The 24,824-nt window shown below is 46.1% G+C and carries 20 protein-coding genes; 4 read left to right on the top strand and 16 right to left on the bottom strand.

Annotated features, from left to right (window positions below; translation table 11 throughout):
* Positions 1–192: 192 nt before the first annotated feature.
* Positions 193–1,236, bottom strand: coding sequence for a zinc-dependent alcohol dehydrogenase (locus tag GC096_RS01820; RefSeq protein ID WP_171628600.1), 1,044 nt, complete (start codon positions 1,234–1,236; stop codon positions 193–195).
* Positions 1,237–1,382: 146 nt separating this feature from the next.
* Here GC096_RS01820 and GC096_RS01815 point away from each other — a divergent pair, with 146 nt between their 5' ends.
* The gene (locus tag GC096_RS01815; RefSeq protein WP_171628599.1) at positions 1,383–2,258 is read left to right on the top strand and encodes an AraC family transcriptional regulator; all 876 of its coding nucleotides are present in this window, start codon (positions 1,383–1,385) and stop codon (positions 2,256–2,258) included.
* 34 nt (positions 2,259–2,292) lie between these two features.
* Here GC096_RS01815 and GC096_RS01810 read toward each other — a convergent pair whose 3' ends face one another.
* Positions 2,293–2,727: an Lrp/AsnC family transcriptional regulator gene (locus GC096_RS01810; protein ID WP_171628598.1), complete on the bottom strand. Its 435-nt coding sequence runs from the start codon at positions 2,725–2,727 to the stop codon at positions 2,293–2,295.
* 156 nt (positions 2,728–2,883) lie between these two features.
* Between GC096_RS01810 and GC096_RS01805 the strand changes: the two genes are divergently transcribed.
* Positions 2,884–3,348: a VOC family protein gene (locus tag GC096_RS01805; RefSeq protein WP_171628597.1), complete on the top strand. Its 465-nt coding sequence runs from the start codon at positions 2,884–2,886 to the stop codon at positions 3,346–3,348.
* A gap of 108 nt (positions 3,349–3,456) precedes the next feature.
* Here GC096_RS01805 and GC096_RS01800 read toward each other — a convergent pair whose 3' ends face one another.
* The gene (locus tag GC096_RS01800; protein WP_171628596.1) at positions 3,457–4,026 is read right to left on the bottom strand and encodes a 50S ribosomal protein L25; all 570 of its coding nucleotides are present in this window, start codon (positions 4,024–4,026) and stop codon (positions 3,457–3,459) included.
* 202 nt (positions 4,027–4,228) lie between these two features.
* A complete protein-coding gene (locus tag GC096_RS01795; RefSeq protein ID WP_235550500.1) occupies positions 4,229–4,513 on the bottom strand; it encodes a helix-turn-helix domain-containing protein in 285 nt (94 codons plus the stop codon).
* Between the two features lie 324 nt (positions 4,514–4,837).
* On the opposite strand from GC096_RS01795, the gene rpoZ reads away from it, so the two are divergent.
* Entirely contained in the window at positions 4,838–5,044 is a 207-nt protein-coding gene (rpoZ, locus tag GC096_RS01790; RefSeq protein WP_171628594.1) for a DNA-directed RNA polymerase subunit omega, read from the top strand.
* Between the two features lie 93 nt (positions 5,045–5,137).
* Here the strand turns inward: rpoZ and GC096_RS01785 are convergent, their stop codons facing one another.
* The 12 genes from GC096_RS01785 to modA form a co-directional block, all read right to left on the bottom strand.
* Positions 5,138–5,335 (bottom strand): Rieske (2Fe-2S) protein, encoded by a 198-nt coding sequence (locus GC096_RS01785; RefSeq protein ID WP_216626003.1) that lies wholly within the window; start codon positions 5,333–5,335, stop codon positions 5,138–5,140.
* A 127-nt stretch (positions 5,336–5,462) separates the two neighbouring features.
* Positions 5,463–8,372: a family 78 glycoside hydrolase catalytic domain gene (locus tag GC096_RS01780; RefSeq protein ID WP_246302518.1), complete on the bottom strand. Its 2,910-nt coding sequence runs from the start codon at positions 8,370–8,372 to the stop codon at positions 5,463–5,465.
* 218 nt (positions 8,373–8,590) lie between these two features.
* On the bottom strand, positions 8,591–9,628 hold the full coding sequence (locus tag GC096_RS01775; RefSeq protein ID WP_216626002.1) for a glycoside hydrolase family protein: 1,038 nt from the start codon (positions 9,626–9,628) through the stop codon (positions 8,591–8,593).
* Between the two features lie 51 nt (positions 9,629–9,679).
* Positions 9,680–11,077, bottom strand: coding sequence for a sulfatase family protein (locus GC096_RS01770; protein WP_171628593.1), 1,398 nt, complete (start codon positions 11,075–11,077; stop codon positions 9,680–9,682).
* Positions 11,078–11,099: 22 nt separating this feature from the next.
* On the bottom strand, positions 11,100–12,542 hold the full coding sequence (locus tag GC096_RS01765; RefSeq protein WP_171628592.1) for a sulfatase family protein: 1,443 nt from the start codon (positions 12,540–12,542) through the stop codon (positions 11,100–11,102).
* The gene (locus GC096_RS01760) at positions 12,539–14,155 is read right to left on the bottom strand and encodes a type 2 periplasmic-binding domain-containing protein (RefSeq protein ID WP_171628591.1); all 1,617 of its coding nucleotides are present in this window, start codon (positions 14,153–14,155) and stop codon (positions 12,539–12,541) included. The genes GC096_RS01765 and GC096_RS01760 overlap by 4 nt, the downstream gene beginning before the upstream one ends.
* Before the next feature lie 69 nt (positions 14,156–14,224).
* Complete coding sequence (locus tag GC096_RS01755) at positions 14,225–15,109, bottom strand: carbohydrate ABC transporter permease (RefSeq protein WP_171628590.1); 885 nt, start codon at positions 15,107–15,109, stop codon at positions 14,225–14,227.
* Positions 15,110–15,121: 12 nt separating this feature from the next.
* Positions 15,122–16,033 carry an ABC transporter permease gene (locus GC096_RS01750; RefSeq protein WP_171628589.1) on the bottom strand — a complete coding sequence of 304 codons (912 nt, stop codon included), beginning with the start codon at positions 16,031–16,033 and terminating at the stop codon, positions 15,122–15,124.
* Positions 16,034–16,588: 555 nt separating this feature from the next.
* Positions 16,589–18,817: a helix-turn-helix domain-containing protein gene (locus GC096_RS01745; RefSeq protein WP_171628588.1), complete on the bottom strand. Its 2,229-nt coding sequence runs from the start codon at positions 18,815–18,817 to the stop codon at positions 16,589–16,591.
* Positions 18,818–18,860: 43 nt separating this feature from the next.
* Positions 18,861–21,863, bottom strand: a complete 3,003-nt coding sequence (locus tag GC096_RS01740) for a chondroitinase family polysaccharide lyase (protein ID WP_171628587.1) — start codon at positions 21,861–21,863, stop codon at positions 18,861–18,863.
* A 246-nt stretch (positions 21,864–22,109) separates the two neighbouring features.
* Positions 22,110–22,781 (bottom strand): molybdate ABC transporter permease subunit, encoded by a 672-nt coding sequence (gene modB / locus GC096_RS01735; protein WP_171628586.1) that lies wholly within the window; start codon positions 22,779–22,781, stop codon positions 22,110–22,112.
* Positions 22,782–22,783: 2 nt separating this feature from the next.
* The gene (modA, locus tag GC096_RS01730; RefSeq protein ID WP_171628585.1) at positions 22,784–23,635 is read right to left on the bottom strand and encodes a molybdate ABC transporter substrate-binding protein; all 852 of its coding nucleotides are present in this window, start codon (positions 23,633–23,635) and stop codon (positions 22,784–22,786) included.
* 208 nt (positions 23,636–23,843) lie between these two features.
* On the opposite strand from modA, the gene GC096_RS01725 reads away from it, so the two are divergent.
* Positions 23,844–24,797: a substrate-binding domain-containing protein gene (locus tag GC096_RS01725; RefSeq protein ID WP_171628584.1), complete on the top strand. Its 954-nt coding sequence runs from the start codon at positions 23,844–23,846 to the stop codon at positions 24,795–24,797.
* Positions 24,798–24,824: the final 27 nt, after the last annotated feature.

Here is a 24,824-nt window from a genome sequence, read left to right as displayed (position 1 = left end):
CGAATACAGGCAAAGTCTATTTTACGGCAGATGCCAATCGCAAATATATCATCAAAAATTCGGCTGATATGAACGCTATGGTTGACCTAGACGCTTGGAGCATTCAGCGTAATATCCCCATAAGCACAAAAAAACCTTGGATTTAACAAGGTTTCGTTGTAGGTATTTTCATGTCGTAAGAGCATGACATGTCTATTCTTGTCTACCCACGGTCTCGCAATCGACCATGACATGAATAATATCTCCCCGATGCTCGTTGCGCAGTTTAAAGGCTTGCGTGATTTCCTCCAAGGGCAATACATGCGTAATCATGTCTTTTGTGTTCACAAGCCCATCTAGAACGAGCCTTAAGCTTTCCTCGAAGTATCTCCGATTATCGATGTCCCGCTTCGGCTCTGTCGAAAAGATGTCCAGCCGCTTCTTGTGCACCTTAAAGAATTCAACCGGTTTCCGGCATGTTCCAATACAGCCGTACATGACAATTCTGCCATTTTGAGCGGCCGCATCGATGGCATCCACCATCCCGTCTCCCTCTAGAAGACACGGGATCACGACATCGAAGCCCTCCGGAAAATCAGCGCTGGCAAAGTCCATTGTTCGCGCATGCTCGTCCGTCAGCTTATACGTATGCGTGGCTCCGTAAGCTTTGGCTAGCTCGAGTTTCTCGTCGAAGAGATCGGTTACAGCCAAATTACGGGGGCTGAACAAGGCGATAACTTGCGTCATCACAAGGCCGCTGACCCCTTGTCCCATGATCAACACATTTTTGTTCGGGGAGATGTCACCTAGCTCAGCGGCGTGAAGCACACCTGGCAGCACCTCGATTAGCGAGCCTTCGAGAAGAGGGAAATCCTTGGGAAGCACTTTGACGGAGAAAGGACTGCAGCACACATATTCGGCGAAAGCCCCCCAAACGTACCTCAAGGCAACCTGGTCTCCCTCTTTTACACCAATAACTCGGCTACCGACCTTATCGATAATTCCGGCCACTTCATGACCGAGACGAGTCGGATAAGAAATAAACTCCGGTTCCCGGGCTCCTCTGAATACTTCAACATCACTGCCGCATATCCCGACCCATTTAATCTTAACTCGCACTTCATGATCCGCAGGTTCCGGTATATAAGCACGCTTAATTACGATTTCACCAATATTCTCCATAACTGCACATTGTTGCGTTCCTGTTCCCACTTCATCTGTTAGCTCCATTAACGGCACTGTCATTTTTCTAACCATTTCCGTTCCCTCACCTTCATCAGCTCATTGGCAAATCTACACTTTTATTGTAGTATAAGTGCGGATGTGGCCTCCATGCCGTTTATTCAAGTATGTTTAACCGATATTCAGGTCATGAGGCAATTCCATAGGGGGAGTACCCGAGAATGAGTGAAGCGTTGCGCGACAGCCAGATCAAAATGTTATGGACAGCACGGATCGACTATGCCAAAAACAGCGTCGTTTCCGAACATGCTCATACAAACTTTAACCAGTTACTTGTCGTACTGGAAGGTGCGATCCAATTGACGACGGATGACTCCTTGCATCAACTGAGCGAGCAAGATTGCTGCCTAATCCCTGCAGGAACCAAGCACGGTTTTCTTTTCGAACGCGAAACCATTACACTCGACTTCAAATTTGCTGTAACCGATCCACGACTCTCTGAGGCTCTGCCTCCATTCTTACAGGTGCTAAAATACGCCAAAGATACTTTGCATGAATTGAAACAAATATTTAAACTCTCCATGAAACAGCATGGGATGAAGATTACCCTAGACCCACTTTCTTTACTACGCATCGATACTTGGTTTAAAAGCATACTACTCGGCCTGCTGGTTCCTTCCCCATCCGTGAGCGGCATGGTGATTGGTAAACATGAGCCATTTCGGATGGCTTCTTATCTGGAGGAGAACCTAGAACGCCAAATCACCCTTCAAGAACTGGCCGATCAATTTAATTTTCATCCCCATTACATTATCGAACTATTCCGAAACCATACGGGAATGACGCCGATCCGATATCATCAGAATGTTCGGCTGCTCAAGGTAAAGGAGTGGCTTGAGTTTACGAATTTGACTGTCAGCGAGATCGCGAACCGCGTTGGTTGGAGTCTGCCCTATCTATCTCGGTTATTTCAAGCTCAAGAGGGCATGACAGCCTCAGACTATAGAAACTACGTGCTGCAAGCTGTGAACCAGGATGTTATTCTCGAGGACGCGTTTGTGAACCAGTGGAGAATTGTGCACGGAGCGAAGGATTGAGCAGGAAGTTGGGTTCTTCGAAATATTCATGTCGTTAGAGCATAACCCTGTTCTCAAGTATATTTTTCAAACTGATATGAGACTTTGAAGGTCCGAACTTTATAAGGGAATCTTGGAATTCAGCAAGTTCCTCAATAGATGAGGTTTGTACCTTAATGAGATAATTATATTCTCCACTAATGCGATATAAATCAGTCACTTCTCTAGCATTTTCACAAAAATTAGTAATCTCTTGGCAATGCTCTGTCTTTATTAGAATAAATGTGGTCGTACCTCGATTCATAACCCGTAAATTATAAGCAGTGTTATATCCAGAAATGATGTTTTTTTCTTCCAACTTGATAATTCTTTCTTTAACGGATGGCTGCGACATCGAAACCTCTTTGCTGATTTGAGAAATGGACTTTCGTGCATTGTGCTGAAGTAATGCCATGATCTTTTTATCCATTTCATCGATAAGATAATCCATCTCAAGAACCCCCTGAACCAATTAAATAAAATAAACCAATTTAATCAAAATACCTTATATTCAATAACCATATTACTACAAAAGACTTACCTTCTGTATGTATATCTTGGTTTATTGTAACTATAATTAATCTATCAAATAAGGGAGCGATGATAGATGAGCGTAAAAGGCCTTTCACATGTAGCAATCCAAGCCAACGATTATAAAGCAACTATTACATTCTATATTGAAGTTTTAGGGTTCAAGTTAGGTCATCATTGGAGTTTGCCATCTTTTCAAATTAAAGAAGCTTCCATGCTGGTTTCACCTGACCAAAGAACCTGTATTGAGGTCTTTGATAACGATGCAGTCATTCCCGCCCAAGGGAAAAAAGCTTCCTCTGAAGAAGATATCGCTCACGGAGCGTTATTACATTTCGCATTCTATGTGGATAATGTAGATGAAATATTTCAAAAAGCCCTTGCTCATGGAGCAAAGGCTTTTATAGAGCCGGCACATCTTTCTCTTGGTGAGCCTCCTCTTCGAATAAAGAACGCTATCATTCACAGTCCCAATGGGGAAATTATCGAGTTTATTGAAGATGTTAACTTTGATATGTCCACCAAAACCCATGTAAATTAAGCTTTTCAGAAGAAACATGAGGTAAAAAAAACAAAAAAACCTTACAGCAGGAAGTATGTAAGCTCCTCATGAACTTACATACTCTCCGCGGTAAGGGGATAATTATTTCTAAGCTGTTGCTTCGACTTCTTCGTGCACGGTTTTGATTTGAATCATAACCGTATTCGCGTCCGTCAACACTTCAATGCCATCCTTGAAGATCAGGTCGGAAACGAGAAGCTTGTCGCCAGTATCAAGGCCACTGATATCCACTTCCATGGAAGTCGGCAAATCACCAGGCATACAACGCACTTCTACTTCATAGATTTCGATCTGCAGAACCCCACCGGATTTAACCCCGATTGCCTCTCCAGAAAACTGGATAGTAACTTTGCTATCCATAATTTCAGTCATATTCACATGATGAAAGTCGATATGCAGCAGATTGCCCGACATCGCATCCTTTTGGACGCTCTGAACAATGACCGGAATTACTTTCTCATCGGATGTATTGCCTTGTAGGATAGCTCGTGGATGTTTTTTCAAAATATCCAGCATTTCTTTTTCATTTACTTCTACAGACAAAGTATCTTTACCAATCCCATACAACACAGCGGGGATGCGTCCCTGTTTTCTTGCTTGATTCATGTGGGACTTTGTTTCACCAGTGCGCTTGTTCAATTGAATAAATTTACTCATTTGTTTGTTTCCTGCTCTCTTTGACCATAAATTCTTGTCAAATTGATTATAACATGACCATAAAATCTAGTCAAACTTTAATGAAAACCAATTCGTTCCTATTCGGGGACTCCAAATCTGATTCTTGCATGTAAAAAAAGAAGACTTGATAGAACTCACTATCCCGTTCCTCAACTCTTCCTAATATGACTTTCTCTCCATTTTAATCGATTTCCTTGTCATTGACGTCCTCCTGATAATCCATCGAAGCATCTATCGTCCAATCACTTTCCTCATCCATTTCGATGCCAATGAGCTGCCCAGGCTGGACATTAAAATACAGACAAAGCTTTAGCAATAAATCCCTAGGATACTGTACCATCTCATCCTTATACATACGACGAACGGAGTCAAAGTGGTAGTTAATCTCTTTAGCGAGCCTACGTATCGATAATTTAGGATCGTGATTTTCCATGACTTCTTTTAATTTACTGCGTATGACTGACACACATACACCCCCTCCATAAATATACAGGGTATGTATGGGGGAGTCAATAAATTGACAAGAAAAAATGGTCATGTTATAGTGATAACGGGATATTATTTTGAATTTTCTGAAAATACACTCCCTTCTCCCAAAAGAATTAAAGATCTATCTTTAGATTCTTTTTTTGTGTTCCAAAAATCGCGAACCAACCTAGAGGCTCATTATATGAAGCATACAAGAGAAGCAAAATGTACGACGAAGTTGAAAAAGGAAGTTAAATAGCTATTAAAGAGGACATAATGATTAAAGTAGCGAAAAAATCGTACAATGGATGAGGTAGATTGAATGTTATATCCTTCAATTGATAAACTACTTGAAATTGGTAGCAAGTATTCGCTAGTTGTTGCTTCGTCCATGAGAGCAAGATCTCTACGTGACGGTGCAAAATCGGATTTGAAAGGTCAAAAGTCTCACAAACATGTAGGGGTTGCGTTAGAAGAACTTTACGGCAACTATATCGGTTTTGAGAAAACGGAGACGGAGATAAAATAGTAACCACATGTATCTGGCTTTCAGTTTTTAAACCGGACCCCCTAGTACTCATGGGGCTCCGGTTTTTTCTGACCTCTACAGTTTATTTCAATACTATGATGCTAACATTATATAGAGTTCCCCGACCTCAACGAGTACTTCAAAGCCACGCAACTTCACGTTCGGGTCCGCCAAATGCTTGCCGTTCGTCAGATCGAACTCCCAGCCGTGCCAAGGACAGCGAAGGATCCGGCCCTCGCAGCCGAGTTCGTATTCGTAGACATTGGACAGAAGCCTCGTGCCGCTGACCAATCCTACACAGACAGGTGCTCCCGCATGAGGACCAAATCTTATTTTCTTATCATTCGCGAAGCGTTAAAGTTTAGTCAAAAAAAGAGCTGTCCCTATGTAATATACATAGGAGACAACCCCTTGCCTGCTATAGAAGCGCTAGCTTTGTTTCATGTATGATGCCTGTGTAGCCTTCAGGCACAGAAGCACGAACAGCTATGCTCTCTGGATAACTGATGTGAAGTACTATCGTTTTGGTGGATTCGTCCAGTGTCCAAGCCACGTCGATTCTTCCCCCAGCAGGATGCGGGACACTGCCCTTCGCCCACGTCAAACCGCTTGGTACTGGCGCGATTTCCACCTCTGTCCAACCTGGTGCGAGACTTCGTACGCCAAGCACTTCCCTTCCCAAGAAGTACGCCGGAGCGGAAGACCAAGCATGACAATGGCTGCGCGTAAGCATGTCGGGATTCGCACGATTTTCGAAAAAATTAGGATACTGTTCCCAGCAAGTTGTCGCCCCATTTCGAATCATCATACCGTAATTATGACGAATATCCCCAAGCACACGTTCGACTTCTCCTAATTTAGCTAGTGCTTCATAATAGAAGAACGACATAAACGGGCTGCCAATTTGGACAAAATTGTCCGGCGGGGACACAAGGTAGCTGTCAATGATCGCTTTCCTGTCACCTTGTGCTACACCCGTTAGCGAAGCTACAACATGTGTTTGCATACTCAGCACATCGGAGCGCCTTCCATTGGCATGGATACAATCGATGTACGCCAATTTGTCAGCGTCCCAGAGATGTTCATTGATCGCTGTCTCCAGATTTAGTGCCGCTTCATCGAACGAAGATGCTCCCGCTTGATCCCCCGATATTCGAGCCATACGAGCTCCAACTCTAAGGGTATGCACGAGAAACATATTCTGATGAGACACAATGCCGTCATTTGGTTGATCGATCGGCGACCAGTCGAGCAGATTCCAGCCTTTGACTGCAAAGAGACCCCGATCATCGATCTTCGCTAGATAATGTTGCAAGGTGAATTGGATATGCCCGTACATCTCTGCAGCGAATGCTTCATCCGCAGTTTGTTCATAGTATTCCGCACAAGCAATCGCCCAGAAGAACGTCCAGTTCGGGATCACACTGCTCCACCCGCTCGGTACTTGGTCCGCGAATAGCGGGGTTTGGTGACTGGAACCTGGCACAAGCCTCAAACAGCGCTTGAGAATATCCTGCACCCCATATAGATAGTTGCTGACAAGCGCCTCATTCCGGCTGTCCCCCACCCAGAATACCTGCTCATATGCCGGACAGTCTACGAATGTATCTTCCATACATAGCTTCGTCGTGTGCCGGGAGATTTCCCAGATATCATTCAGGAGTTCATCGGAGCACGTAAACTGTCCTACTTCCGCTACAGGGTAATTACTCTGTATCATGTTGACGCTATAGAGCTTGATCGGTTTCTGCGCACCCCGTACAGTTAGAGAAACATACCGGAAACCTCGGCGAATCGGTGTTTCATAACGCTGACGGCCAGCCTTACATACATATCTGAGCGTATGGTCAAGCCCGAACATATCCTGCCTGTACTCACCAGACATATATTCGAAGCCATACCAATCCAGTACAACGCCCTCATCCGCTTCTACTTCAAAGCTTAAGTAACCGGAGTATTCCTTCCCTAAATCGAAGAGTACCTCGGTATCATATCCTTCAAATACAGGTACAATCGCTGCTTCAGCGTGCGGAATGACCGCATTCTGCAATTGGGCAGGAACAGCGTACCGAATGTTTTCTTTTCTCCAAACACTCAGAACGAACACATCAACCTCAGACACATATTTAGAATCTATCGGCTTGATCCACTCTTGGTATGCGCGCAAATCTTCTACACTTCTCACCTTGTCGCGGAACTCCAGATAGGCAGGATGTTCCCAATCCAGTGTACGCACGTGTTGGTGATCCAGCAGCTCAACAGCGTCAAATGGTCCAATTCGCAGCCATTCCGAAGTCAGCTCGCTACTTGATGGGGCAGGTGCTTGAAACGACACTACATTGTCATCTTCCGCATATAAGCCGATCTGGAGCTTACCCGTATGAATATCACTCGACACGTCGATGAACAGCAGATTGTCTCCTGCTTGCAGGTCGATATCGACATAGCGTTCTGGAGCAGAGCCGTACATCTGAGCACTATCGATCCACTCGCCATTCAGAGACAGTGCCTTTAAACACTCCCTATCTTGAAAGAACCCTATAGTTGCCTGACCCGCTTGGGTGGAACGAATCAAGGTTGCTGCGTAGCCTAGAAATCGAATGCGATTCGCATGATCCTCACTTCCGTCTATCCAAGCGTTACGGACATCAAGGGTCGCAGTGACTTGAAATGACTTTACCTTCGCAAGTGATTCAACCCGAACGGGTGCAATGATTTCCTCTGTCAGCAGCGGTATGTCACGCGGCTTTAACGCGATCCATGGCTCCATGCCGACAGGGCCGAGCACAACGGAACTCGTCCAGTCTGCCGTGTCATACACCTGCCCTGTCCATGCCGAATCCCATAATGAGGCATCCACATATTCCGCAAAGGCGTGCTGACAGGATGCTCGCGATGAGCGGGTATGATGCCCCTGATGTAAAGAAGTGATCCACGTAGCATCCGTCGCTGCGAGCACATTTCCCTCGGAATCGTTCAATTCCGCCAACAATCCACCGCGCCCTCGCACATAGTAAAAGGTTGCAACGCCGAAATGGTTCACGAAAACTGCTACCGTATTGCTTTCGCCTGGTTGCAGCAAATGTCCAATTTCATACGTATCATAAGACTGTTCAAAAGGCCAAGAACGAACCGGCCCCCGCCCGACTTGCGTGCCATTCACATAAAGAACGTATCTCGAATCCGCCGTAATTCGGAGTGAATAGCCGTCACTTCCACCTTCACCAGCTGGAACCGTGAACGATTTGCGAAAGCATCTCCATTCATTCCTCGGGCTCTCTTCCCCTTCGCCCCATATCCACTTTGCCTGCCAATTCGTCAACATCATCCTAGTAAACCTCCTAGCATTCCTGATTCTTCATTCTCCTCTAATTATAAAAAATGGCGCGAGCAATGTTATAGGTTTATAACGACATCCGATAGGTATATGATGACACTCTCATAACCAAATCAGCTTCCCATGGAAAACGGCAGCCAATGCTGGCTGCCGTTTCAACGCTCTTATGTGATTTGTATGTAGTATTTGATGCCCTAACCTTATTCATCCTATTTCAAAGGAATGACCATATTCCATGTATTCGCGGCACTTGTAAATTCTCCAGGGCCGTCAGCTGTCGCAAAAAACATATGGGTGGGTTCATTATTTTCAAATAAAATAAACGGCCGCTCCAGGCTCCCCATGACCTGTTCCTTGCCATCATCCCACTTGATACTCCGAGAGTATGACTTTTCTCCCTCAAGAGCTTCCCAGTGTATCCCATCCTGTGAACTTGCCAGAATTCCGCCATGATATTCACCGCAAATGTTGCCAATCATATCCTTCGCGATCATTTCATAGCCGCCGGGCACCTGATAAATAAAAGGATCCTCCAAGCAGAATTTATCTGTTGGAAACACAGTCTCATCTGCTAAAGCCGTATACGGTCCCCTGTAATGATCGGCCTTCGCAACCCCAAACGACATGGTTTGACTGTGTAAAAAGGTAGAATACGGCCTAGATTTGTAGGTTCTAGTCTTATACACCAGAAGTACGGATCCATCTTCATGAATGCACGGCGCAGGATTAGAGGTGAAGAAATTATCGAACTTATCCGGTCTTGGCTGTAAGATAGGAGAGTCCATGCGTTCCCACGGCCCGTATACACTCTTGGAAACAGCAATGCCAATCCGCTTATTGGCTCGCGCTACGATACATCTTGGATCATGAAGATCATAGGTCTCTGCCTCTTCAGGCGATACATCCATAAATGGGTGCGTGGACCCCATATAGTATAAAATATACGTATCCTGATGCTTCACGATATGCGGGTTATGCGTACTTCTGCCGTCCCAGTATTCCGCTCCTCTGAAAGGAAGAACCACTTCTTCAAATTGATAAGGTCCTTCAGGCGTGTCCGAAACGGCTCGCACCACCTCTGACGCGACTAGCCAGCCCGGATGCATCGGCAGGTATTTAGGCCATCTGGAAGCAAACATATGATAGCGGTCATCCTCGCCCTTCACAACAGAACCGCACCATACCCAGTAGTCATCCATTCGGAATCCACCTGATCGTGGCGAGGGCAGCATTTGGTTAGCTAACATCCATCTTTCCTCCTTGGGTAACGAATTGGATCAGCAGCGTGCCTAGGTGGACTAATCATTCCATATATCCCGAGTCGCTGCCAAAGCAACATCCAGTTGATCTCTTAACGCCTGTACAACATGGATGTTTTCCTGTTCATTTGCGATATTGTTCAACTGATACTCATCGCTCAAATCATCGTATAACAGATAAGATTCTTGCTCTGCATAGTTTTTGCTAACTAGAAACGTGTATTGCCTAGTCTTCAAACCCCGCATATTCGTAAACGGATTAATGAATAAGCCTATTGTCTCCCCATGCTCGACCCCGTAGAAATAGCCCATCTTGTTATCTCCCTCACAATCATCAGGGATGTGATCGGCAAGCCCCATCATGCCTAGCAAAGTCGGCATAATATCCGGAACATTGAAAATAAAATCTGCTCGGCTAGGTTTAATTTTCCCCGGATACCTAATCAAGAAAGGGACTTTAAAGCACTCCGCATACCAATGTGGTTTTCCAGCTAAGTTATGACTCCCCATCATATCACCATGGTCTGATGTAAAGACAACAATCGTATCGTCCTTTATCCCCTTTTGTTCGATGGCTTCCAAGATTCTTCGGAACTGATCGTCAACCCCTGTAATGGCCGCAAAATAATTTTTAACATGTTCCTTGCCATACTTCAAGCCATCGTGGGGACGGGATCCGATACGTGACAACGCTTCCGGCGTTTGATCGGTCACATTCGGTCTAACCAATAAATCCTCAGCGCTTTTTCCTTCATACATTGCCACATAGTTGTCAGGTACCTGATCGAAGGGCGGATGTGGGGGATTATAAGCAACGAATAGAGCAAAGGACTTATCGTTATCCCGATACTTGCCATCTGCATTCCTAATATATTGAACAGCTACATCGGTTTCATGCTTGACGGACCATTCGCCTGGCTTCCGCCTGTCCTCAATAGCATCTTCATTCTCCCAGTAGTGCGGATCCAGATGATTGTCACTAGCACCGTAAGCATGCCAAAAGTGAAAATTGTGTCTCCGCTCTGGCAGCGTATATGAGTCCCACAGCACGCCGTCTTCTCTGAACCCCTCTGTCAGAGACGCTTGGGATGGTTCTACAGGATCTAGATGCCATTTCCCAATGTAGCCCGTCTCAAATCCCTGCTCACTCAACACATCGGAAATGCAACGCTCGGATTTTTTCAGATATACGCCGTAGACATTTCGGTTGCTGTTGCAGTTTGCAATAACCCCAGTAGAATACGGATATTTCCCCGTAAATAGCATGCCTCTGTAAGGGCTGCAAATTGGAAAGTTGCTAAGCGCATTATCGAGCACCAAGCTTTCTTGGCTAAAACCGTCCAGATTCGGCGTGATGACCGGATCCGCATGCATGAAGCCCAGTGACTGCTGCCTCAGTTGATCTGGGAACACATAGACCAAGTTAGGTCTTTTCATTGCTGCATCTCTCCCACTTGTGTTACTTAAAGGCGCTGCCTTCGGTAATCCCCACCCCAAGCGGTGCTAACTGGCCGTTTCCTGTCACGGGTGCAATCCGGCCATCCTTGCTTGGATCTGTGTATTTCCCGAACCATTCCCCGAGTCTTCGTCGCAAATCTTTCAACACCGACTCGCATGCGGCATCATCAATCCGGTTCACATCCTCATTCGGATCATTGTTCAAATCATATAACTCGTGTGGACCGTAAGGATAACGATGCACATATTTCCAAGCTTGGGTGCGGATCATACGAACCGGTCCGTATTCGTCATAAATGACAATATCCTCATGGCCGTCGTCCTCTTCTCCTCGCAATAGCGAAAGAACGCTGCGACCCGGCAGCGGGTACGGATCGGGATTGGATAATCCCGCATAGGCCAGCAGCGTAGGAAACAAATCATATTGACTAACCAGTTCACTACGAACAACTCCGGCAGGGATTACGCCAGGGTGACTGAAGATGGCGGGAACCTTAACGGACGTATCAAACATATTGAGTGGGAACGTTCCATTGCCTTTACCCCAAATGCCGTGATGCCCCATATTCATACCGTTATCGCCCGTAAAAATAATGAGTGTCTGCTCCCTTAATCCCTGTTCCTCCAGCCTTGCGATGATTCTGCCGATGCCATCATCCATAGCCGTAACAGATGCATAATAGCCGCGAAGCAACTCCTTACGGCGTTCACCTTCGCCATGCGGTGCAGAAGTGATTTGATTCACGTGCAGCGGCAGCTCAGGAACAGAGTCGAACGGGCAGTCCTCATACATGGACACATAGGACTCTGGGTGCTCAGAGCGATCCCAAGGAGAATGTGGGGCTGTATAGTGAACACTCAAATAAAAAGGATTGTCTTGCTGGGAAATTTCATTCAGAAAGTCCAGTGCCCGATCCGTAATCAAATCTGTCACATAGCCATCCATTAGTGTAACCTCGCCATTTTCCACCATATCAGGCTTCATATACGAGCATCCGCCTCTGGCGATGGAAAACCAGCGTTCGAAGCCTTTCTGCGGGACCGCGCTTGCGCCCAGATGCCATTTCCCGCTCAAAGCACAAGCATAACCAGCTTCGGCTAACAGCTCCGAATAGGTCAGTTGACCAGCCAAATATTCAATAGCTGTACGCTCGTCAGCAAAAATCGGCTTGCCTTGCACCTCTTCCCGCAATTCACTCCGAGTCACATTGCCCGAGCAAATCCAGTCATGAACGCCGTGCTGCGACGGCATACGGCCAGTCAATATAGAAGCACGCGCCGGCGAACATACCGGCGACGTGCAGAAAAAATGATCGAATCGCATCCCTTCGGCTGCAAGCCGATCGAGATTCGGAGTGTGAATTTCGTTGTTGCCCGCGCAGCCTAGAGCCCAACTCCCCATGTCATCGGCCAGTATCACAATGATGTTCGGCTTCCCACTCATTTCGTTGATTTATACCGATCGTAAACTTGTTGGTAAATTTTTACCATTTTATCCATACCCATGTCGTTCAGCTTTTTCACATAATCGTCCCACTCTTTGTCGATACCACCGGAAAGCATCCATTTCGCGTACATTTTACTTACGTAGGCATCGATGTCCGTCAAGTAGCGGGAAATCTGATCGCTTTCTTCTGCCGTGAAATACGTTTTCGGGAACGCATTGTCAACCAGGTACTTGCCGTATAGATTGTCGATGTCGACCTTCGAGCGAATTGACGTCTGTGGAGGCGGCACGACCTTATCGCTGACAGATTTGGTGAGTGCCCAGACAGAATAAGCGGTTGGCGGCACTTTCATGAAGTCTTCCGAGTTAGCTCCTTGCGGAAGGGCAATCGCATCGTATTTACCATCCGAGCGCTCTTTTAAGCTGTCGCCTCCGATAACCCCTCTGCTCATTTGCATGGAAATTTTCGGATCATAGGTGTAGTCAATCCAGCGAATCGTTGCTTCCGGATGTTGATTCTTGTTCGTAATGGCGAATGAACCTCGCAGCAAAATACCGTTTGCATATTCCGCCCATACCGGATCCTTACCGTTAGGTCCTTTCAGCGGCGGTAGCGATACATAGTCCTGGTTGGCTGGATTCCAATCGAACACGACGCCTACAAGCCCTTTGCTTTCTTTGGCCGTGAGCACCTTGCCGTCCTGTGTAAAGCTTTCTGGATCTGCCAAGCCTTCGGCGAAAAGCTTGTTGAAATATTCAATGGCCGCCTTGTACTCCGGCTGTACCGCCGTGTAAATAACTTTATCATTTTCAACAGCTAGGTGATTATTGCCCGCTTTATGTACATCGCGATCAATTCGTCCGAAGGCGCCGAAGAAGGAATTGACATCACTGTTCCAGTTTTGTAGGAACGATAGCGGGATTTGATCCTTCTTGCTGTTACCGCCTAAATCGTTCTCTTTAAAAGCTTTTAGCGTTTTATAAAGCTCGTCGGTCGTTGTCGGCATAGGCAACTTTAATTGATCAAGCCACTTTTTATTGATAAACATCGTCGATTTCGTCCGCGAATAGCTTTCGTCGATCGTAGGCAACGAATAAATGTGCCCATCAGGCGCGGTTAATTGCTTTTTATAGGTCGGATTATCTTGCAGAATCTTCTTCATATTAGGGGCATATTTCTCGATCAAATCCTCAAGCGGAATGAGAATACCCTGAGAACCGTACTTCACAATATCCGTGTCTTCGCTGAGAATACCGTGCGCATAGAAAGCGTCAGGCAGCTCGCCGCCGGCGAACAAGAGGTTCTTCTTCTCTGTCCAACTGCTGCCCGGGGTCAAATTCCAATTAATATGAAGGTTTGTCGTAGCCTCTATATCCTGGAATAGCTTGTAGTCGTTCAAATCCTTGCCTGAAGGCGGCTTAAACCCCGCAATATTTAGCGTCAGCTTCTCTTTGGCGATCGGGAAGCCGCTCACGTTCATATTGGACGGTACAGATCCTTCCGACTTGCCGCTTGCCTCTGGTGTACCTTTGTCTGAACTGCAGCCTACAAGCGCAACTGACATGCCTAACACTAATCCTAGTGAAGCTTTTGACCATTTGTATTTCATCTTTTTTTCCCCTTTCTGATTAAGAAATGCAAGAAATGAACCTGCCTATAGTAAGCGAAGAAAACGCGATTACCCTTTGACTGAACCGACCAATGTGCCTTTGACGAAATACCGCTGCAGGAACGGGTACAAAATCATAACGGGCAAACTGGATATGATTATAATACCGTATTTCATCAACTCCATCCGTTTCTGCTGCTCCTGCGAACCATCGAGCATACCCTGCATATCGGAGCCCTCATTCATAATCAAGATATTACGTAGTATGATTTGCAGCGGCTGCTTGGCGTTGCTTTTCAAATAAATGAGTGCTTGGAAGTACGAATTCCAGTGTCCTACAGCGTAGAAGAGAACGATCACCGCTACGATCGGCAGGGCAAGTGGAATAGCAATTTTCCAGAAAAATTTGAGATTAGAACACCCGTCCATTTGAGCTGACTCGAGCAATTCCCCCGGTATGTTGGTTTGAAAAAATGTCCTTACAATAATCACATTGAAGACCGAAACCGCATTCGGAATGATCATCGCCCAAGTCGTATCCAGCATGTGCAGCTCTTTGACAAGCAAATAACTGGGAATAAGTCCGCCGCCAAAGAACATCGTAAATACAAGCAAGAACATAAACACATTTCTACCAATTAGATCCGAGCGGGACAGTACGTACCCTGCCGTGATCGTGAGCACGACGTTAATCGCCGTTCCAGTAACTGTATACCAGAGCGAATTACTGAAGCCCATCCAGATGGAGGACTCGGCAAGCAACCGTTTGTAACCGTCCCAGGTTATATGTTCAGGAAAGAATAGCAGCTTCCCGGAATATACCAGATCAGGATCTGTTACAGACGCGGTCAACACAAAATAAAGCGGATACAAAACTAACAACACCAGAATAGAGATGAGCGTATAGTTGCAGATATCAAACAGGAGATCCGCTCTTGTTCTCGCCAGTTTCATCGGTTCTCCTCCTTACCACAAGCTAGTTTGTTTTAACGATTTTGCGATTTTGTTCACGCTGATCAGCAGAATAAAGTTAATCACGGTATTGAACAGCCCTATGGCTGCGGAGTAGCTGTACTGCCCCTGTACAAGTCCGGCTTTATAGACGTACGTCTGAATAGTCTCCGACGAGTCAATGTTGAGCTGATTTTGCATCAGATACACTTTCTCGAATCCAACGCTCATCATATGGCCCATATTCATGATTAGCATAATGATAACCGTCGGCATGATGGATGGAATATCCACGTGGTAGATACGCTGCAGCTTGGACGCACCGTCAACGGTTGCCGCTTCATGCAGATCTGGGTTGACGGCAGTTAAGGCTGCCAAGTAAATAATCGTCCCCCAACCAACGCTTTGCCATACACCAGAGAACACGAAAACAGTTTTAAACCATTCAGCACTCCCCATAAAGAAGATTGGCTTGATGCCAAATATCCCGAGTAAGCTGTTGACCGCACCTGTTTTAGGTGATAGCAGTAGATATACGATACCGACTACGACAACAGTAGAAATGAAATGTGGCGCATACGTAACCGTTTGCACAAAACGTTTGAATCTTTCGCTCGTTAACTGATTGATCATCAGTGCGAGAATGATCGGTGCCGGAAATGCGACAAGCAATTCATAGATAGAAATGCCCAGCGTATTTCTAATAATGGTAACAAGCTGGTACGATTCAAAAAATCGCTCGAAGTTATCGAATCCTACCCACGCGCTTCCCATGATGCCTTTTACCGGGTTGAAATTTTTGAAAGCAATTTGGAGCCCGTACATCGGGAGATAGTGGAAAATAATGAAATAGGCCAGCGTAGGCAAAAGCAGTAAATATAAATCATAGTTACGGATGATACGCTTAAAAATTTGTTGTTGTGTCATGTTGTCCATTCACCTCCGCTAGCTGTTGACCATTTGGTAATATTCATTCTTCATGTCTCATTTGTACCACCCTTTTAGACCGTCCGTATATAAGTGAGATCGCTACATGGACTATGCCATTCTTGATATTGGCCTAATTCGGCCAAGAATAAGTCATTTTTAACTTGTCTATATGCCGATTTCAATACGAAATGGTAAAAAACGCCTCCGCCGTCCTTCAAGGACAGAGCGTTTATGGAGAAATACAAGAAAAGGGACTGTACTTGAGAAGTACGTCCCTTTTAGTATACGGCAGCTACGTTGGCGTTCTTCTCCAGGGATGCGGGCAGCCGTGGACCAAACACTAGAGTAACTGTATTTTGTACATCTAATTTCACGTCTAATTCGTGTTTCAGTGATTTAACTGGAAATCATCCATGTAATTTCAAGATTTCAAGAGAATACGAATGAAATTCGATGATTTAACAACATATAATCCATCTAACCGTGAAATTCGGAGGAATTCGCGAGAATTAACTGTATGTTTTCCATTTAGCCGGGGTGAAGATCATGCCATCATCGATGCTGTTTCCGATACTCACCCGGTGTGACACCAACGGTCTGTTTGAACTTGCGAATAAAGCTAGACACATCACTATAGCCAATTTGCTGAACAATATCTTTGACGGAGAAATCCTCTGCCTTAAGTAGTCGTTTGGCATGATCGATTCGGACCTCATTCATGTAGTCCATGATGGTCCTGCCCGTCTGTTCCTTGAAATATCTGCTCAAATACGATAAAGATAACGAGAAATGCTCGGCGATCCTCTGCACAGAAAAATCATATTCCCCACAATGCCGTGAAATGTACTGCGTGATTTGCTGGATCATTGCGGATGGATTCGCCGGCTTCTTCGATTCAAGCAAATCACAGAAGGTCGCACAGGCGGTCGTCAGAAGATCCACGATTTCATCCAATGTCATATACTCAGTCAGCGTCAGCACGTCGGGAAAGCTGGCGGTTGCCCCGCCTGAATTGCGTTTATCCGCGTAGGCAATAAACTTACGAATCATATCGTAACAGAGCTCTCTAGCAACAAACAGCGTAAGTCCACTCTGTTTCATCCGCATGCCAATTTGATGGACGGTTTCGGCGACTCGGCCTGCGTTTCCATGCTGTAGCACGATTTCCAAGTCCTCCAGCACTCTTCTGGGGCTTAATAGGTCGGCATGGTCGTGCACGAGCAGTCCATCGAAGAAAATGACCCGCTGATTGCCTTTGATCAGTTTATAATCGATCGCTGTTGAAGCCTCCAGATACGAACGGCCCGCTTGCACCAACTCCGCATATCGGTTGCCCACTCCCATCGTGATGGGAGCTTGGAACACGGCTGTCAGATGCTCATGCATCTGATCCAGCCACTCCCTCCAAGCTTCCGGCGAACAGCCTGAGGATACAATAAACAGCATCCGGCGATCTTCGAGACTTTCTTTGCGGTACCCGACAATTTGCCCGCCGAACCAGGCTTCCACCTCTTCATGCAGCCTGCCTTTCATCGGTACAAAAGAAGCCGGGAATTCCAACATTAACACAGCGGTTTCTGGGTAAGGAAGCAGGAACCCAATCTCTTGCCCCTGTACATTTAAAGCTTCGACTGAAGCGAACTCGCCTTTCAATAAACTGGCAAGCAAGTGCTCCATAACAGCTGAACGATTGGCTTCCAGCTTCAGCCCTAGGTTTCGGTTCGAATCAGCCATATCATGAATGACGTTACCGATCATTTCAAAGACGTTCGCTCTGCGGAGTGACTGACCCCGAATCGTCTCCACAAGCGCAGCTAGCCTTTTAACCGGATTATAATTAAAGATCATGAGCACATAGACGAGCACACAGCCTGCAAGGAAAATGACAGCCATCCAGGTTCCCCACTGCCAAATGGCTCGGTTAATCGGCGCCATCAAGGTAGATTTAGGAAGCATCGTGACGTAAGTAAACCCACTTTTGTCCGATTTCTTGTAAGAGGCTGCATAGGTAATATGCTGAATCGTAACATCCTGAGATTTGGCATTGCCATTCACGATTTGGCCGAAGAAATCGGGATCTTGCAAGTAGTCAGTAGGCGTTTGAGCCGCTATGACACGCCCATATTGGTCGAACACAATGGCGTTGCCATCCGGTACCGGCAGACTCTTGAGCAGCTCGTTTTCTTTTAATATGAAAAGTACCGTACCGTAAGGGTGTAGACTGTTAATCGGAATCGGCACGATGTAGCTAACAAGCCGCTGATCGGGAATTCCTGAGATTTTAACGTCCTCCGCTGGCCTGAGCCGAGGGGCTGTCAAAAGATTCATGTCATCGTTAAACTGCACGGAGGTCCACTGCTTATACTGATAAAATTCACCAATGAATGCATTGACCTTATAAATACTTGTCGATGAAAGCAGAAAATCGGTCCCCCGAATATAGAGCGCAATCTCTCGGATGCTCTCATCTACAACCTTGCTTTCCAGCACTTTCTTACCTTGATAAACGTTGAAATAATCATGAGTCAGTACATAGGGAGATAGCTCAGATACACCTTCTAATTGACCTGCAATCCGATTCAACAGGATCATCTTCTGATCCATCCCATCCTGCAATTCATTAAGAAGCGCCTGATTATTCCTTTCTACATCGCCGCCAACGATATGAACCAGCTGATAGTAGCCAGTCACCCCTAATACAAGCAGCGGAAGCAAAAATAGCGCCATGTAGGAAAAAAGATAACGATAAAAGACCGGTAGTTGGTTAATTGCCGTTTTCATCTTTTCGCCCCCATCTCGATTTTGTTTGACCGTTCCTAAACGTTTAAACGCATGGAACCAAGACAAGTTCCTTTGGCATTCCATCTTGGCAAATTAGCTCAACGACACTGCAATCCCCCTCACCTGTCAGAACTTGAATCCCCTGTTCAGGTGACGAAAGCATCCACTGTCCTTTTAGCGTAATTCTCATGGCATGGGCTATGCTTTCTGCATGCACCCACTTGCGTGAATAAACACTGACTTCTTTCTGAATCCCGCTTCTATCGTATTGATCCGTTTCGATTCCTTCATATAAACGAAGATCCGGATCTACCGCACTCATCGTCAATGTTCCGCCTTCCTCGCGAATCATGACCATCGCAGGCGTATCAACTGCCATCACGTACCCGATCCCCAGACAATCGTCCGCCTCGAACAGCGCGTATGCAGTTGTACAGCTCTCTGCATCGAACACCACATGTGCTGATCGATCCCGACGCAGCACCTTATAAGGGGCTGTATCCGAATGCGCCATCTGCTCATAAAAGCGCTGAACCTGTCCGCAATCCGTATCAACCAGGATCGCGTATTCGTAGCTGCCCTCATTCGGTGAAGTCCCATGATCCAGCCATGCTGCAGCAAAATCACCTTGTGTATCAACATCTGTTGATTGATGCTTGGAATGTTGTGTTGCTTTCGAGACAGAAACCGTCTGTCCGGCTGGCACATAATACCCGTTTCCTTTATTGTCCAATATCCATGCGGGATTGTCTAATTGCTTTTTTTGGAAATAAGGGAAATCATAAATCGGCGCCGCTTCGTCAATCCAGAGCGGATCTTCCATGATAGGCAAATGATTCTGAAACAGCGTCGTTTCTGTCACACAGGCTTCATTATCGTTTTCGATGCCAGAACCCAAGCAAATAATGCGATTATCGAAGAAAAACGCCGACTTGCGCGCTCGATGACTTCCCTCATATTTGGCATGCTCATGAAGCTTCATGGCAAACATCCCGTTGTGCCCTTCCAAATGAAGTCCGCCTGCAAAGGTCTCATCCGAAAGGAGCATTTCCTCAAAGCCGCTGAATGTATCTACATTGCAAACGTTAGCGCGCAGCTCCTCTAGCGGCTTATGCACGGTTGTCGTCCCCGGCCATCTATTCCAATCCCAACCTTCCTGCTGATAGCCGCTATCTTGATGATTGACCGGCTCCCCACGGCCCATAATCTGGAGATGACCGTGGGAAATGTAACGGCCGTACAGATTCGCGTTCACATACGTTTCGTTCGCCCACAAATAACGGCTGTGCCCGCGCATGCCGGCAAGCCAGGAATCACGCCGATGAATGGCCAGCGCGGCGTAGTTCATCGTCCAGTGACCGTTCGGTTCTGGTTCCTGTACAATACCCGCTTCTTTAAAGCGATGTGCCGCTTCCGTTCGCTCTCCTGGGTCTAGCAGCCGCAGGTAAGCTGCAGCGACTTCTGTATCTACCTCGCTGCGACCATCAGGTGAGCCGCTCTCAGCTAGAAAAGCATAAGGCTCCGGATCTAGCGCCCATTTGCCTGTAGGATGTCGTGCAGATAAGGAGATCAGCCATTCCCGCTTGTTGCTGTACAGCCGCATAGAGAGAAGGGCTTTGCGTATCGTCTCATGTGCTTCTTGGCTTATACGGAACGGGGTACCTTTCAATACGTACATCAACGGTGTCACGCCTTGAAAGCCGCCTACCGCATAGGCAGGGTAATGATTCACGTGATGATAGGCAGACCCGTCGATTTTATACGCTGCACGCAAACCTGGAGCAGGCAATAACGACTGGGAGAGCCAATCGCGGAACGCTTTCAGGTCCCGTACTTTTTCAGGTGTGTCGTCCATGATAAGCAAGGAAGCGAGCATCCCGTGCAGCGTCGTGTTGTAGATGTCGATGTTGCCTTCTACTTCTGCAAGAGGCGTATGTGTGCGGCCCACGCCGCTGAACCAGCGCATCGTCCGCTGTGTACGCTCCAGGATTCCCGCCTCTTGAAGCTCAGCTCTCATAAGAAAAGCGGCAGGATAATAATCACGAAAGTTATAGCCAAAATGATGGACGGTTCCTTGCGAGCTGCCGTACGTCCAGCCTTGATCCTCCATATGGTCCAGTACTGTTATAAACATTGCCTGCAGATCAGCTCGCTGTTCCGCCTCCTCGCAAGACCGGAAACAGACAGCCGTTTCCAGCAGGAACTGAGTAATCTTACTCAGCGGTACACCGTTGGAAAGGAGTTTCAGCTCCTCCTTTAACGGAGGCGGATAATGATCGAAGAACAGCTCGATCGGACGGCCTGTGAGAATTCCACCTTTGCGCGCGATCCCATACTCGGCGAAACGCTGCTGAAGCAACGCGATCTCATCCTTCAACACGCTCCGTTCCTTGAAGAAGAGCGCCTCGAATCGCTCGTTCATCAGCTCAAAAGCCTCTTTCTCTTCCTGCATGACCGCTGAAGGGATCGCATGCTTCGGAGCCAAATGTTCAAACGCACATAACGCGAGCCAGTGTGCGTTTGCAGATACATCGGCGCGAAGGTTTACCAACGGCACCTGGAAATCCCTTGTATGAAACCTAGGATCGATCGGCGTGTTCAACATCATCTGATCGATGAACAACGTTCCTGGCTGTACGCCCCTTGGCATACGAATTGTAACCGTATCCATTTCTGGGTGAGGGATACCCGTCATATCCCTTTCATAAGCAACCCAAGCGGTTCGCCAACCACTGAAATTCAACCCAAATTGAAAGGAGCAGTCTACCGCTTGCCCACCGCGCCCGAACTCGAATACAAGTTCGCCCTCTACTGGAGCAGCGTTATAGATCCAGATCGTAAACGAGTCGCGCGCCTGATCCTTCGTACCTTCCTGAAATGGACGATACCCTATCGACTCCGTGACGATCACGGATGAATTTTCTGTATAATCCCACTGCAAGCTATAGTTGCCATCCTTATAGTACTGATTCGTAATGGACAAGCGAGAATGCCTGTCACAGGCAAAACAAGCTGGGATACCGCTTTCAAAACTGAAAATAGTCATTCGTCTTTCCCCCTTCTTCTACACCTACTCTGTCAAAGTGATTCATAAGAAAGTGTAGAACAGCGGCTACCCGCGTGTAAATCGGCGGTTTCCTTCCACGCATATGCGAAATCTGAACACGGCACAACGATGAAGCGCTAAATAAGCTTTGGAATGAAAAAAGTTCACTCATTTGAGTGAACGCCGAATTACTTCATATTAAATTCCCCGTAGGCTATGCGAAGCAAATCCAACTTCATTTTCTTATTAATCTCTAGCTCTGTGGTTTGCGATAAACATGAGCCCGAATGAGATGAATATGATAGCTGCTGCCCAGCACCAGGCAAGAGTTTGATTACCTGATTCAACAGCGATATAGATGGCGGTAGGCAAAGTTTGGGTTTTGTGAGGGATGTTGCCCGCAATCATAAGTGTGGCACCGAATTCCCCCAGCCCTCTAGCAAATCCAAGAATGTAAGCTGCCGTGACAGAACGCCACGCCAAAGGCAAGGTTATGTAGCGTAGAACTTGCCACTCATTTGCACCGATGGATCTCCCCGAGTCCTCCAAATCTTTGCTGACTAGTGAGAACCCTGTTCTCATCGTTTGATAAACTAATGGAAAAGCCACCACGATCGATGCGATCACAGCAGCCCCCCATGTAAATATAATAGACTGATCGAAAAATCTCTCCATTAGGTAACCAATCCAACTCTTTTTGCCCAATAGGACTAATAAGATAAAGCCTACAACTGTCGGAGGGAGCACTAGCGGCAGAAGAATGGCCGTTTCAAGCAACGTCTTTCCACGAAACTTACGCCGCGACATTCCCCAAGCTGCTATTCCCCCTATGAACAGAACGAAGATGCTGGATACAACGGATACCTTTAACGAAAGTAGGATCGGTGAAACAAATTCTGTCCAATTAATCTGTTCCATCCTCATTTAGGAATAGAAAATCCGTATTTGACGAATACATCTTGTGCTTCTTTCGTTTGAAGATAAGCGTAGAAGTCAGCCGTTTCTTTGCTATGTTTTGTTGCTTTTACAATACCAGCTGGGTATTCAATCGGTGTGTACGATTTTGGATCAACACTGAATGCTACTTTGACACTTTTGGAAGTCATCGCATCCGTTTTATAAACAAAACCTGCTTCCGCATTCCCAGACTCTACATAGGTAAGTACTTGGCGTACATCTTTGCCCTGTACGATTTTGGCTTGAAGTGTGTCCCACAGTTTCACGTTAGTCAAAGCCTCTTTGGCGTAGCTGCCAGCAGGAACGGTCTGGGGTTCTCCAACTGCCAAGTGTTTGATATTTTCATTTGTTAAGTCTTCTGCTTTTTGAATGGCTACTTTACCATCCGCTGGAACTACGACGACTAGTTCATTGATTAACAAGTTTTTTTGTTGTGTTGGTTCGATCAATTGCTTGTCGACTAGGGTCTTCATATTTTTGGTTGCTGCCGAAAAGAATAAGTCCGCAGGTGCACCTTGTTCGATTTGCTGTTGCAGCGCCCCTGAAGCTCCAAAGTTAAAGTTCAGTTTAATTTGTTTGTTTTTGGTCTCATAGTTGGTTTGAATTTCTTTAAATGCATCCGTTAAGCTTGCAGCTGCCGATATAGTCAGCTCTACTTTCTCGGCCGGCACTGGTGTTGCTGTAGGTGCCACAGTTGCCTGTGTTGGTGTTGTACTTACTGCGGGTTGTTCCTTTTGGCTGGAGCAACCTGTGATGATCATGGTTGCGACAACAAAACAAGATAAAACATAACTAAACCTTCTTAAACTTAACATTACGTCCCCTCCAAGGTTAAATTTATATCTATTTGATTATAAATAGAATTATACAATTACTGATCATTATATAAAACCAGAATTAATTAGTAAACAACAGGATTGAAATACCCTATTTATCAGCTTATGATAGATGATGGTGGTTCCGTACGGATGCAGGAGTAAATCTACGCTACTTTTATAGAAGACAAGCTTATGGAGGTTTACAATGACAGCTGACATGTCCTATACAACGGAAGAAATTTCTAAACTTTTGAAAATATCCAAACTAACTGTTTATGATTTAATAAAAAAAGGCGATCTACCCGCTTACCGTGTTGGCAAACAGATGCGTGTGGATGCATCGGATCTTGAAGCCTATAAAACACGTGCAAAAGATGGTATGGTCTCTACGATTAAAAGTGAGTATGTCGAACCAATTACTAATCCTTCTTTCCAAGCCGTTTCATCTTCCAGTCGCTCTCTTGTGATAACTGGACAAGATGTTAGCTTGGACATTTTAGCCAAACATATCGAAAAAAATATATCTCATTACAGACCACTTCGTTCGTTTGTTGGTAGTATGGACAGTCTAATCTCCATGTACAAGGGCGAATCCGATATTGTCAGCACGCATCTGCTGGATGGAGACACAGGTGAGTATAACCTTCCTTTTATCCGAAAATTACTGATTGGTTCTTCGTACATTGTTGTGAATCTCTTGTCACGATCGGCTGGTCTATACGTTCAACCGGGAAATCCTAAACAATTACATGGTTGGGCTGATCTCAAGAAGCCTGGACTTCGATTGGTAAATCGTGAAAAAGGCTCTGGTGCACGTGTTCTATTAGATGAACAACTCCGACTTCATGGAATTCCACAACAACTGCTACATGGTTATGAGCAGGAGGAATCGAATCACTTAGGCGTGGCTGGTAAAGTTGCTACAGGTGAAGCTGATTTCGGTGTGGGGATAGAGAAAGCTGCCTCTATGGTTAATGGCGTTGAATTCATTCCGCTTATTCAAGAGCGATATGATCTTGTCATGTTAAAAAAACCACAAAACCTTGCATGGATTGAACGTGTCAAGCAAATTTTGCAATCGGAATCCTTCCATAAAGAGCTGCGTCCTATCCAAGGATATGATTTATCGCAGACAGGACGCATTTTATACGAGACTTAACATAGCTTCCAAAAAAACTAAAACGGC

Source organism: Paenibacillus plantarum (assembly GCF_013141695.1).
In the GTDB taxonomy this organism is placed as follows: Bacteria; Bacillota; Bacilli; order Paenibacillales; family NBRC-103111; genus Paenibacillus_E; species Paenibacillus_E plantarum.
This window is presented reverse-complemented; position numbering and strand designations above follow the sequence as displayed.